Here is a 12,816-nt window from a genome sequence, read left to right as displayed (position 1 = left end):
GCCCGACCCGACCCGGTGCGGCCGCTAGGGTCGCACCTTCCGGCGCGCCCGCAGCGAGCGGATGCCCCGTGGCGGCCGCCGGTCCGAGGCGACGTCGCCCGCCTCGACCACCGGGATCGCCCCGGTCACGACGGCGTCCACCGTCATCGACCCGTCGACCGGGCCGATCACCTGGATCGGCGTCGTCGGCGTGGCCGTGCGCGGCTCGACGCGCATCCGGCCGAGGCGCCGGTGCTCGCGCACGTAGGCCGGGATGAGCAGGATCACCGCGCCGATCCAGGCGAGCGGGTTGCTCCACACGACCCCGACGAAGCCGAAGATCGATCCGAGCACGACGGCGGCGCCGACGCGCATGACGAGCTCGATCACGCCGGTGACGGTCGGCACGACGGTGTGGCCGAGGCCCTGGAGCGCACCGCGCAGCACGAACAGCACGCCGAGGGCGATGTAGCTGAAGCCGTTGATCGCCAGCATCGTCGCCGCTTCCGCGACGACCGCGTCGGAGCCCTCGCCGACGAAGAGGCGCACGAGGTGCTCGCCGAACGCGATGAGGGCGGCGCCGATCACCACGGATGCAGCGATGGCGAGCCAGGTCGCCTGCACGACACCGCGGCGGATGCGGTCGGGCCGACGGCCGCCGAGGTTCTGCGCGGCGAACATCGACACCGCGAGGCCGATCGACTGGAGCAGCGCGACGGCGAGCGAGTCGACGCGGGCTCCGGTCGTGTACGCGGCGACCGCGTCGGCGCCGAGCGCGTTCAGCGCGACCTGCACGGTCAGCGTGCCGATCGCGATGATCGAGGCCTGGAAGCCCATCGGCAGGCCGAGGCGGAGGTGCTCCGAGACATCCGCTCGGCTGACGCGCCAGTCGGCGCGACGCAGGTGCAGCACCGGCACCCGGCGGCGCACGAACTCGAGGCAGAGCACGACCGAGACCGCCTGCGCGACGACGGTCGCGAGCGCGGCTCCCGCGACGCCCCAATCGATGACGCCGACGAACCACAGCACGAGCGCGACGTTGAGCGCGCACGCGACGGTGAGGAAGACGAGCGGGGTGCGCGAGTCGCCGATGGCGCGGATGATCGCCGACAGGAAGTTGAAGAACATCATGGTGGATGCCCCGAGGAAGCTGATCTGCGTGAAGACCGTCGCCTCGGGGAGGAGCTCCTCGGGCGTCTGCAGCAGGCGCAGGGCCGGCTCGGCGATGAGCGGCGCGGCGACCGTGAGCACGACGCTCATCGCGCCGGTCAGGATCGTGCCGACCGCGACCGACCGGCGCACGCCGTCGTAGTCGCGCGCGCCGAAGGCCTGCGCGGTCGGGATCGCGAATCCCGAGGTGACGCCCCACGCGAATCCGAGCAGCAGGAACAGCAGGCTGCCGGTGGCGCCGATCGCAGCCAGCGACATGACGCCGAGGTGGCGGCCGACGACGATGGCATCGGCGATCTGGTACAGCTGCTGCACGACGTTGCCGAGCAGCAGGGGGACGGCGAAGAGCAGGATGACGCGCCACGGCGCGCCGGTGGTGAGGGATCTGGCCATGGTGGCTCTCGAGGTCGTGCGGCGGGAGGAGGTCGGGGCCGCTCGAGCCCCGCGGAGCATCTTATCGAATCGATTCGAGCGGATGCCACGGTCCGGGTTCGATTCCCGCCAGAATGTCAGGTACCGGCGGCCCCGACCGCGGCCGCCGACGGAAGGGAACCGACATGCCCGCTGCGCTGATCGAGGTGCGCCGTCGCTACTCCGAGGCGGAGGAGGTCGCGATCATCGACGCGGTCCACGGCGCGCTCGTGGCCGCGTTCCGCATCCCGCCCGACGACAAGGACGTCCGCCTCGTCGTGCACGAACCGCACCGCTTCGCCTGCTCGCCGGCGACGCCCGATCCGGAGCGGCGCACCCTGGTCACGATCGACTGCTTCGCGGGCCGGTCGGCCGACGCGAAGCGCACCCTGTTCCGCGAGATCGTCGAACGCCTGGAGGCGTGCGGCATCCCCCGCGACCACGTGACGACGATCATCCACGACATCCCGCGCGAGAGCTGGGGCGTCTCCGGCGGGTTCGCGGCCGCCGACGTCGACCTCGGCTTCGCCGTGGAGGTCTGACGCCGGCGGCGCGTCACACCGTCGCGTGCAGCGGCACCGCGAACGCCTTCCGCAGCGAGCGGGGTGCGACGAGGGGGAGCAGCAGGGCGAGCAGCCGGCCCTTGAGGAACTGCGGTTCACGGGTCAGCTCGACGTCGACCCGCGTGCCCTCGCCGTCCGGCGCGAGCTGGAAGACCCAGCCGCCACCCGGGCCGAACACCTTCGAGTCGAGCGTGGTGATCTCGACGCGGTTCCGGTCGGCGTCCCATTCGTAGCGGGCCTGCTCCCACGCCGCGGCGGTGCCCTCGGTGACCACCGCCCAGTCGTCGCCGAGGGCGTGGACCTCGAAGTGGTCCGCATCGATCGTGGGCCACTGCTCGGGGCGCGACGGCCCGAAGTCGGTCAGTACGGCCATGACCTCGGGCGTGCTGAGCTCGGAGTGGAGGTGGAATCGGATGACCGGCATGGGATGCGTCCTTTCGAGGGGTCGTGGCGGGGCGATGATCACGCCCCACCACGACCGTCTCGCGAGCGCACCCCGCGGCGCGCCCGTGCCTCCTACTGGTCGGCTCCCGGGCCGCGCGGGACCGGTCGCTCGTGCAGCTCCCCGGCGGCGTCGAGTTCGAGCAACGTGTCGAAGCCCGCGCGCTCGAGGAAGTCGCGGTCGTGGGTCACGACGAGCAGCGCCCCGCGGTAGTCGGCGAGGGCGTCGACCAACTGGTCGACGGTGCGCAGGTCGAGGTTGTTCGTCGGCTCGTCGAGCACCAGCAGCTGGGCCGGCGGCTCCGCGAGCAGCAACCCGGCCAGGGCCACCCGGAAGCGTTCACCCCCGGACAGCGTCGACACCGGTCGCTCGACCGAGTCCCCGCGCAACAGCAGCCGCGCCAGCTGGTTCCGGATCTCGCCCGGGCTCAGCCCCGCGGCCCGATGGGCGACGTTCTCGAGCGCGCTGCGCTCGTCGTCCAGCCCGTCGAGCCGCTGCGTGAGGTAGCCGACGCGGTCGGTGATGAGCCGGCCGTACGGGCGGCCGGGCGTCGGCTCGGTGCCGTGCACGAGCTGGTCGAGCAGGGTGGTCTTGCCGATGCCGTTCGGCCCGACGAGCGCGACGCGCTCCGGCCCCTGCAGCACGAAGCCGCGCTCGTGCCCGTACAGCTCCGCGAGCCTGCGGCTCCGCGGGACCTCGGGATCGGGCAGCACGAGGTGGACGTGCTCCTCGGTGCGGACCCGTGACGACGCGGCATCCACCGCGGCCCTCGCGGCCTGGACCCGCGCATCCGCGCCGGCACGCAGGCCGCCGGCGGAGACCTGCGCGCGGCTCGCCCGGTTGCCGGCGAGGATGCGGGGGATGCCGCCCTGCTGCTTCGTGCTCCGGCCGGTGCGTTCCCGTCGGGCGAGCTTCACCTCGGCCTCCTCGCGCTGGCGCCGCTCGACCTTGAGCGCCTGCTCGGCGGAACGCGCCGCCTGGATCGCGGCCTGCTGCTCGCGGTCGAGGTGCTCGCGCCATGCGGAGAAGGGCCCGCCGAAGACGGTCAGCCGGCCGTCGTGCAGCTCGGCCGTCTCGTCGACCAGTTCGAGCAGGTCGCGATCGTGGCTGACCACGACGAGGGTGCCCGGCCACGACGCGACGAGCGCGGCGACCTTCGCCCGCGTCTCGCGGTCGAGGTTGTTCGTCGGCTCGTCGAGCAGGGTGATCGGCGTCCGGCGGACGCGCAGTCCGGTGATCGCGATGAGCATCGCCTCGCCTCCGGACAACGCCTCGACGCGACGGTCGAGGCCGAGGGACGGGAAGCCCAGCTCGTGCAGGGCATCCGCGGCTCGGCTCTCGATGTCCCAGTCGTCGCCGATCGCGTCGAAGTGGCGGACGTCGACGTCGCCCGCCTCGATGGCCCGCAGTGCACGCAGCTGGGCGTCGATCCCGAGGAGCTCGGCGACCGTGGCCGATCCGTCGAGGATCAGCGTCTGGCGGAGGTACCCGACCTCGCCGGTCGTCGTGATCGACCCGGACGATGGCTCGAGCCGTCCGGCGATGAGCCGCAGCAGGGTCGACTTGCCGGCGCCGTTGTCGCCGATGAGGCTCGTGCGGCCGACGCCGAACGTGCCGGAGACCTGCGACAGCGCGACGCGCCCGTCGGGCCAGGCGAAGGAGAGGTCGCGGAGGGTGATGGAAGGGGTTGCCGATGAGGACATGTGGATCTTTCCCGCCCTGGTTGCAGGGCTGACATCGGCCCGGGGCGGCGCACGGCACGACCGTGGGTCGTGCGGCCCGCGGGGGCCTGAGGGGTGGGTGGTCGCTGAGGACGCACGCCGGAGGCGTCGACTCGGAGCGCCGCCGACGATGCGGCGGCTAGGCTCTGTCGACCTCGATCTCCACGGATCCATCGTACCCGCGGGCGCCGCCGCCGCAGCCGGCCATCGGGCCGGCGCGGCCGACGACCGCCGCGGTGGTGGCGACGATCGCCGCGACGAGCACGGGGACGACCCACGCCGGGACCCACGCGGCGGCTGCCGCGGCGGCCACGACGGCGGCCGCCCCGATGATCGACGCCCACCGCCTGGTGCGCAGCAGGATCCGGCGGAACGCCTCGAGGCCGACGAGGAAGAGCACGACGCCCGCGGCGAGCGCGACGACCGCGATCCCGCTCGCCGGCGCATCCGGACGGACCGCGACGTCGTCGAGCAGCAGGGTGCTGCCGACCGCCACGAGCACCACGCCGGCGACGAGCGGGAAGTGCCCGAACGTGTACCCGTCGCGCGCGAGCGCCGGTCGCGCGGCGTGGTCGGCGTGCGCGAGCGCCGCGGCGGCGGCCGCCGACAGCCGCCCGAAGAACGCCCACCAGAGGCTGGTCGTGATCAGGAACCCCAGCAGGGCCACCGCGATCGCGAGCGGGCTCGTCGACCACGGGTCGACGCGGGCCCCCGACGACAGCACGGTCTCGCCGAGCGCGATGATGAGCACCAGGTCGTGCCGCTCGCTGAAATGGCGCGGGCTGCCGACCCGCCACCCCCGGTACCGTGCGGCCGACCGGCCGCCCGCGAAGTCGACCGCGAAGGCCGCCGCCCAGAGCCCGGCCTGCCACGCGCCGCCGGCGAGCGCGCCGGAGACGAGGAGTCCGATCGACACCGTCTGCGGCCCGAGGTCGAGGAGCAGCTGGCGCCGGAGGCGCGGGCGACGCCAGGCCGTCACCGCGAACAGCCCGACGTAGCACCCGCGGACGACGGCGAACGCGAGCGCGAGCACCAGCGCGGGATTCGCGCCGCCGGGATGCCGCGTCCACGCCTCCGGGATCACGAGCGCGACCACGAAGAGGGCGGCCATCGCGACGAGCATCCCGACCCGGACGAACCCGCGGTCGAGCCGCACCTGGTTCCCGAGCCAGATGAACGCGCACCACGCCCACCAGAGCAGCACGAGCAGGATCGTCGCGTGCAGCAGCGACCCCGCGTCCGGCTCCGCCTCGACGAGCGCGACGACCCGGGTCAGGGCGAACACGAAGACGAGGTCGAAGAAGATCTCGAAGAGCGTGGTGCGGTCCCGGTCGCGGGTCGCGACGGGGGCGCCGGCACGGGGCATCCCGCCCGGCGGGGCATCGGCGCGAGGCATCCGGTTCATCGCATCATCGCTCCGCGGCGGACGCGGCCGGCTCCGGGAAGTCGGCCGCACGGCTGACGTCCGCCCACGCGAGCGTCTCCTCCACCCGCGCCCGGTCGCTCGCGACGACCATGTCGACCGCCGCCGACCCCAGCGGGAGCCGCAGCGGCAGCTGCGCGCGATCGGGGAGGCCGACGAGCAGGTCCGCGGCGCGCACCGGGTCGCCCGCCTGGTTGCCCTGGCTCGCCCGTCGGAACTCGTGCAGGGCGCCGACCGTCGCCTCGTAGTCGGGCCCGACCGGGTACATCGTCATGGAGCTGCCCTGCCAGTCGGTGCGGAAGGCCCCCGGCTCCACGATCACGACCCGGATGCCGAGTGGCGCGACCTCGCGCGCCAGCACCTCCGAGAACCCCTCGACCGCGAACTTCGCCGCCTGGTACGCGCCCATGCCCGGCGTGCCGCCGACCCGGCCGCCCACCGAGGAGAACTGCAGGAGGAGCCCCGAGCGCTGGCGGCGGAGCACCGGCAGTGCGGCGCGGGTCACGTTCACCACGCCGAACAGGTTGGTCTCGACCTGGGCGCGGAACTCGGCCGCCGGCATCTCCTCGATCGGCGCGCTGTCGGCGTAGCCCGCGTTGTTCACGACCACGTCGAGACGGCCGAACCGTTCGACGGTCGCGGCGACGGTCGCCTCCGCGGCGTCGGCGTCGGTCACGTCGAGCGGCAGGGCGAGCAGCCGGTCCGTCCCGTGGCGATCGGCGAGCTCCCGGAGCGCGCCGACCGACCGCGCCGTCGCGACGACCGCGTCGCCGCGCTCGAGCGCGGCCCCGACGATCGCGCGACCGAAGCCGCGCGTGCTTCCCGTGACCAGCCACACCCGGGTCGGTCGTTCCTCCGTGTTCGCGGGCATGTCCCGCTCCTCTCGTCCGGGCATCCGCCCCGGCGGTGGATGCCTCCGACGTCGATGCTCGTCGCGCAGGGCGGGTCGTCGCGCCCGGTGGTCTCCCGGGTCGACACCCGAGTCGACGGCACCCGGGTGCCGGCCAGTGGGTTCCACCGGCGCGACGGGCGCACGCGAGGACGAGGCTCGGATCGGCGGTCGGGACCCGGCCGCCGGCACCACCGGCAGAGCCGGGAACCACCGCAGAGGAGCATCCGATGACCATCCAGACCGACCGGCCCGCCACCGCGGACGCGGCCACCTCCGCGACCGCGACGGATGCCGCCGCCGGCGACCTCAAGCTCGAGGTCGTCGTCATCCCGGTCGCCGACGTCGACCGCGCGCTCGAGTTCTACGACCGGCTGGGCTGGACCCTCGACGTTGACCTCGTGATCGGGCCCGACTACCGCGTCGTCGAGTTCACCCCGACCGGGTCGCCCACGTCGATCATCTTCGGCACGGGCGTCACCGACGCCCAGCCCGGATCGGCCCGCGGCCTGCACCTCGTCGTCTCCGACGTCGAGGCAGCGCGCGCCCGCCTCGTCGCGCAGGGCGTGGCCGTGAGCGGGGTCTTCCACGACGCGACCGGCGTCTTCCACCACGGCGGGGCGGCGTTCCGGATGCCCGGACTCGCGCCGAACCGCGGCTCCTACGGCTCGTTCGCCGCCTTCGAGGACCCGGACGGCAACGAGTGGGTGCTGCAGGAGATCACCACCCGCATCCCGGGCCGGATCGTGCAGACCCGCTTCGACTCGCCCGCCGAGCTCGCCCGGGCGCTCCGCTCCGCCGCAGTCGCACACGGCGAGCACGAGGCGCGCATCGGAGCGGAGGACCCGGACTGGCCCGAGTGGTACGCCGAGTTCATGGTCCGCGCAGCGGCCGGCCAGGACCTCCCGGAGTGAGCGCGGCGTCACCGTTGTCCCCATTGGATCGACTCGTCGCGATCGAGGAACTGCGGCGGCTGCAGGCGCGGCTGTGCCGGCTCGCCTCCGAACGGGACTGGCCGGCCGTGGAGGAGCTGTTCCTGCCCGACGGGCGGTTCCGCGCGTTCGCGGCGGACGGCGCGCTGACCTGCTTCGCCGACGGTCCGGGCATCGGCGAGGCGATCGACCGCGCGCTGGGCGCCGGGACCCTCATCGTCCGAGCGTTCGGCGAGGAGCTCGACGTGCTCTCGGACGCGCGCGCCGAGGGCCGCTGCTCGATCGAGGACCTGTTGTTCATCGGCAACCGGGAGCGCGTCATCCACGGCTTCGGCTGGCTGAGCGTCGCGTACCGCCGCGACGGCCGCCACTGGCGGATCCGGTCGGCCGAGTTCACACGGATCGCGCGTGAACATCGGTGACGGATGGCGCACGAGAGCGCTCTCCGGCAAGTAGGCTCACCGAACATGGCGCCCCCTGGACCCGGACCGTCCCTGATCGGTCGCCGCCGCGAACGCGAGCGGCTCGATCGACTCGTCGCCAGCCTGCGCGGTGGCGAGAGTCGATCGCTCGTGGTCCGGTCGGAGGCGGGGCTCGGCAAGTCGGAGCTCCTCGACTACCTGTCCGAGCAGGCGAGCGGATGCCGCGTGCTCCGCGCCGTCGGCGTCGAGTCGGAGATGGAGCTGCCGCTGGCGGGCCTGCAGCAGCTGTGCGCGCCGATCCTCGACGGCCTCGACGCGCTGCCCGAACCGCAGGCGGTGGCCCTCGGGGTGGCGTTCGGGCAGCGGACGGGCCCGGCGCCCGACCGCTTCCTCGTCGGACTCGCGACCCTCAGCCTGCTCAGCCACGCCGCCGAGGCGCAGCCGCTGCTGTGCCTCGTCGACGACGCGCAGTGGCTCGACCAGGCGTCCGCGCAGGTGCTGGCGTTCGTCGCGCGGCGGCTGGTCGCCGAGTCGGTCGGGCTGGTGCTCGCCGTCCGGGAGCCCGTCGACGAGCGGTTCGCTGCGATCGACGACCTCACGGTCAGCCCGCTCGACGACGACGACGCCCGCGCGCTGCTGGCGACCGTGGTGCCCGGGCCGATCGACCAGGCGGTGCGCGACCGGATCATCGCCGAGGCGCACGGCAACCCGCTCGCGCTCGTCGAGCTCCATCGCGGCGCGGACGCGCTGGAGTTCGGCGGGATCGCGAGCACGGCGGGCCGTACCGGCGTCGCGGGCCGGATCGAGGAGTCGTTCCGCCGCCGCGTCGAGGGCCTGCCGCCCGAGACCCGCCGGATCCTGCTCATCACCGCGCTCGAGCCGGTCGGCGACCCCGCGCTCGTGCTCGGCGCAGCCCAGGCGCTCGGGCTTGACGCCTCCGCGTTCGAGCCCGCCGTCGAGGACGACCTCGTCGAGGTCGGCGCGAAGGTGCGGTTCCGGCATCCGCTCGTGCGATCGGCCGTCGTCGCCGCCGAGCCCGCGGCCGACCGGCGCGCGGCGCACCTCGCCCTCGCCGCCGCGACCGACCCCGACAGCGACCCCGACCGCCGGGCCTGGCACCTCGCCGAGGGCTCGATCGGACTCGACGAGGACGTCGCCGCCGAGCTCGTGGCATCCGCCGTTCGCGCGCGCCTCCGCGGCGGCCTCGTCGCGGCCGCCATGTTCCACGCGCGCGGCGCCTCGCTGACCCCCGACGCGCAGATGCGCTCGCGTCGCGCGCTGATGGCCGCCGAGGACACGTTCCGCGCCGGCGGGATGCAGCAGGCCCTGCGGCTGCTCGACGGAGCCGAGCCCGAACTGCTCGACGAGCACCAGCAGGCCCGCGTCGACCTGGTCCGCGGACAGGTGCTCTTCTACGTCGCCCCGGGGCGCGACGCCGCCGGCGCGCTGCTCGAGGCCGCCCGTCGACTCGAGGCGTACGACAGCGACGCGGCGCTCGCGACCTACGCGAACGCGTACATCGCCGCCGTGCTCGTCGGGTCGCGCGCGCGTGGCGTGCAACTCACCGACGTCGCCCACGCCATCCTCGCGGCGCGACCGGTCGAGCCGCTCAACGCCGGGGCGCGGGCCGCCGTCGCCGCGCTCGAGGGGCTGGCCGTGCTCGCCATCGACGGGTACGCGGCCGCCGCGCCGCTGCTCAGGGACGCGCTCGACGAGCTCCGCGCACTCGACCGCACCCCCGCGGAACCGCTGCCGGCCGCGAACCGCGATCCCCGACGCGGCCTCGGCGCCGACATCGGCGACGAGATCGGCGCCCTCCGCTGGCTGCCGCTCGCCTGCCTCGTCTCGCGGGTGCTCCTCGACGACGACGCGTACGTCGAGCTCGCGAGCGAGTTCGTGGACTCCTGCCGCCGCGAGGGCGCCCTGTCGTCGCTGCTCATGGCGATGGCCGAGTGGTACCCGCTCCAGCTCATGAGCGGTCGCATCACGCACGCGGAGGAGCAGTACGCGGCGATCCGCGACGTCATCTCCGCCCGTGACTTCCCGGAGCTCCCCGACCGCGAGGGATGGTTCGCCGCGTACCGGGGCGACCCCGTGGCGATGGGGCAGTCCCGCGCCCTCGTGCACGCGCGCGCCGCGGAGGGGGAGGGCCAGTGGCTCCTCTCGAACGCCCTGCAGGAGGGCGTCCTGCACAACTCCTCCGGCCGCTACGCCGACGCCCTCGCGGCGACGGCCGCCGCCGACGGCCACCCGTTCGACATCGGCCTGGCCGCCTGGGTGCTGCCCGAGCACGTCGAGGCGGCGGTGCGAGCCGGAGCGCCCGACGAGGCCCGCCGTTCACTGGCCCGGCTCCAGGAGATCGCCGCGGCGACCGGCACCGACTGGGCCCGCGGGCTCGCCTCCCGCTCCGCCGCGCTGCTCGCCGACGACCGCGACGCCGAGGCGCTGTACCTCGCGGCCGTCGACGAGCTCGGCCGCACCCGGATCGCTACCGCCACCGCGCGTGCGCACCTGCTGTACGGCGAGTGGCTGCGCCGGCAGAACCGCCGCGTCGAGGCCCGGGAGGCGCTGCGGCAGGCCCACGAGCTGTTCACCCGCATGGGCGCCCACGCGTTCGCCGACCGTGCGGCCCGGGAGCTGGCCGCGACCGGCGAGGTCGTGCACCGGGCCGCCGACGGGCCGGTCGACGAGCTCACGGCGCAGGAGCGGCAGATCGCCCGTCTCGCCGCGAGCGGCAACACGAACCCCGAGATCGGCGCGCAGCTGTTCCTCAGCCCGCGCACCGTCGAGTGGCACCTGCGGAAGGTGTTCACGAAGCTCGGGGTGAGTTCACGGCGCCAGTTGGCGCGGGCGCTTCGCGAGCCGGCGGCATCGGCCGTCTAGCCGGAGCGGCTCCCAGTCATCCACCCGTGGGTGCACCGGGCGACCCGGGCACCACCCGTGCCTCCGACCCGGCAGTCGCACCGGCGCGCGCGCGACCGCTCCTCCGCGACGGTGGCTCCATGCAGAATCACACGCCACCGCCCGACGCCCCTCGAGTGCCGACGCCCGCCGCCGGCACCGGACGCACCGCCGTCCGCACCCATCCCGTCCGCACCGTCACGGTCCGGATCCTCGCCGTCCTCGGCGCCCTCATCGTCCTCGCGGCGTGCTGGGCATCGCTCGCGCCTCCGGCGCACGCAGCCGAGCGCGGGAGTGGGGCATCCGCCGGGTCGTCGGGGTCTCCGGCCGCGCCGGCGACGCTCGTCACCGTCGACTCCGGAGCCCTGCAGGGCGTCGCGACGCCGACGGGCGTCGAGTTCCGCGGCGTGCCGTACGCGGCCGCGCCGGTCGGGGACCTGCGCTGGACGCCGCCGCAGCCCGTCCCGGCCTGGGCCGGCGCGCGCGACGCGACCGCGTACTCGCCCGTCTGCCCGCAGGCGCCGCCGAGCCCGAACGGCTCGAGCGAGGACTGCCTGTACCTCAACGTGACGGTGCCGTCCGACACGGCCTCGGCCTCGGCCTCGCGCAGCGGCCTGCCCGTGATCGTCTGGATCCACGGCGGCGGGTTCGAACTCGGCGAGGGCGCCGACTACGACGCGTCCGACCTCGCGTCGAAGGGCGCGATCGTCGTCACGATCAACTACCGCCTCGGCCTCCTCGGCTTCCTCTCGCACCCGGCCCTCGCCGACGGCACCGGCGCGTCGGGCAACTACGGCCTGATGGACCAGCAGGCCGCCCTCCGATGGGTGCAGCACAACATCGGCCGGTTCGGCGGCGACGCGGGCCGAGTGACCATCGCCGGACAGTCCGCCGGTGGCCTCTCGGTCGGGATGCAGCTCGCCTCGCCCGGCGCGAAGGGCCTGTTCCAGCGCGCGGTGATCCAGAGCGGTGCCTTCGCGCCGCTCCAGAAGCCGCTCGCGCAGGCCGAGGAGGAGGGGCGCGCCTCGGCGACGGCGGTCGGCTGCGCCGACCAGACGGCCGAGTGCCTCCGTCAGGTGCCCGTCGACGTGCTCGTCGCGAACCAGCCGCTGTCGATCACGCCCGGCGTCGTCGACGGCGCGGTCCTGAAGACCTCGGTGGGGGTCGCGATCGCGACCGGCCGGTTCAACCGGGTGCCGATCATCAACGGCGTGAACACGCAGGAGGAGCGCATCTTCGTGCCCCTCGGCGTCAGCGTCACGAAAGGCGCGACGGTCATCGGCCCCGGCCAGGTGGATGCCTCGAACTACACGTCGGTCATCGCGTCGAGCCTCGGCGTCGGCGAGCGGACCGCGGCGACCATCGCGGCGGCCTACCCGCTCTCGAAGTACGCATCGCCGACGCACGCGTTCACCGTGCTGAACTCCGACGCGAACTTCTCGTGCCCGACGTTCGCCCTCGACGCAGCGGCCGCGGCCTGGGTGCCGACGTTCGCCTACGAGTTCAACGACGCCGAGGCGCCGCAGCTCTACGTGCCCGACACGCTCGGCCCGCCGCCCGCGGCCACGCACCAGTCGGAGCTCGCCTACCTGTTCGGCCAGCCCAACGCGCCGCTCGCCGGCTCGCTGACGGCCGACCAGGAGCAGCTCGCGTCGACGATGCAGGAGGCCTGGGTGCGGTTCGCTGCGACCGGGTCGCCGTCGAGCCCGGATGCCTCGTGGCCGCGGTTCGACCTGCGCACCCAGGTGCTCTCGCTCGACGACCCCGCGCCGTCCGTCGAACGCGGCTTCGCCGTCGACCACAAGTGCGCCCTCTGGGCGGGAGTCGCCCTGTTCGGCTCGCGCTGACCCCCACCTCCACCCCTCCGAAGGATGCCGGTCCCGATCCCGGGGCCGGCATCCCCGTGCCCGCCCCATTGCGCCTGCCCGGTGCCCCGGCCCCAGTGGCCCGGCCCAGTACCCCG

At 74.4% G+C, this 12,816-nt stretch carries 10 protein-coding genes; 5 read left to right on the top strand and 5 right to left on the bottom strand.

The window, feature by feature from the left end; genetic code table 11:
* Positions 1-24: 24 nt before the first annotated feature.
* Entirely contained in the window at positions 25-1,542 is a 1,518-nt protein-coding gene (locus ACGGZK_RS03950; protein ID WP_395244962.1) for an MATE family efflux transporter, read from the bottom strand.
* 164 nt (positions 1,543-1,706) lie between these two features.
* Here ACGGZK_RS03950 and ACGGZK_RS03945 point away from each other — a divergent pair, with 164 nt between their 5' ends.
* Entirely contained in the window at positions 1,707-2,102 is a 396-nt protein-coding gene (locus tag ACGGZK_RS03945) for a tautomerase family protein (RefSeq protein ID WP_395244961.1), read from the top strand.
* A 13-nt stretch (positions 2,103-2,115) separates the two neighbouring features.
* Here ACGGZK_RS03945 and ACGGZK_RS03940 read toward each other — a convergent pair whose 3' ends face one another.
* The 4 genes from ACGGZK_RS03940 to ACGGZK_RS03925 all read right to left on the bottom strand — a co-directional run bounded on the left by ACGGZK_RS03940 (position 2,116) and on the right by ACGGZK_RS03925 (position 6,580).
* A complete protein-coding gene (locus ACGGZK_RS03940; RefSeq protein ID WP_395244960.1) occupies positions 2,116-2,547 on the bottom strand; it encodes a hypothetical protein in 432 nt (143 codons plus the stop codon).
* A gap of 92 nt (positions 2,548-2,639) precedes the next feature.
* Positions 2,640-4,268, bottom strand: a complete 1,629-nt coding sequence (locus tag ACGGZK_RS03935; protein WP_395244959.1) for an ABC-F family ATP-binding cassette domain-containing protein — start codon at positions 4,266-4,268, stop codon at positions 2,640-2,642.
* Positions 4,269-4,425: 157 nt separating this feature from the next.
* Entirely contained in the window at positions 4,426-5,691 is a 1,266-nt protein-coding gene (locus ACGGZK_RS03930; RefSeq protein ID WP_395244958.1) for a low temperature requirement protein A, read from the bottom strand.
* 4 nt (positions 5,692-5,695) lie between these two features.
* Positions 5,696-6,580: an SDR family NAD(P)-dependent oxidoreductase gene (locus ACGGZK_RS03925; RefSeq protein WP_395244957.1), complete on the bottom strand. Its 885-nt coding sequence runs from the start codon at positions 6,578-6,580 to the stop codon at positions 5,696-5,698.
* A 248-nt stretch (positions 6,581-6,828) separates the two neighbouring features.
* Here ACGGZK_RS03925 and ACGGZK_RS03920 point away from each other — a divergent pair, with 248 nt between their 5' ends.
* The 4 genes from ACGGZK_RS03920 (at position 6,829) to ACGGZK_RS03905 (ending at position 12,700) form a co-directional block, all read left to right on the top strand.
* Positions 6,829-7,512, top strand: a complete 684-nt coding sequence (locus ACGGZK_RS03920) for a VOC family protein (protein WP_395244956.1) — start codon at positions 6,829-6,831, stop codon at positions 7,510-7,512.
* Positions 7,513-7,535: 23 nt separating this feature from the next.
* Entirely contained in the window at positions 7,536-7,952 is a 417-nt protein-coding gene (locus ACGGZK_RS03915; protein WP_395244955.1) for a nuclear transport factor 2 family protein, read from the top strand.
* A 45-nt stretch (positions 7,953-7,997) separates the two neighbouring features.
* Complete coding sequence (locus tag ACGGZK_RS03910) at positions 7,998-10,835, top strand: LuxR C-terminal-related transcriptional regulator (protein WP_395244954.1); 2,838 nt, start codon at positions 7,998-8,000, stop codon at positions 10,833-10,835.
* Positions 10,836-10,954: 119 nt separating this feature from the next.
* Positions 10,955-12,700: a carboxylesterase/lipase family protein gene (locus ACGGZK_RS03905; protein WP_395244953.1), complete on the top strand. Its 1,746-nt coding sequence runs from the start codon at positions 10,955-10,957 to the stop codon at positions 12,698-12,700.
* Positions 12,701-12,816 lie beyond the last annotated feature (116 nt).

The organism is Agromyces sp. MMS24-K17 (genome assembly GCF_043950245.1).
Classification (GTDB): domain Bacteria; phylum Actinomycetota; class Actinomycetes; order Actinomycetales; family Microbacteriaceae; genus Agromyces.
Note: the sequence above shows the minus strand (reverse complement) of the source record. Positions and strands in the feature narration are given on the sequence as shown.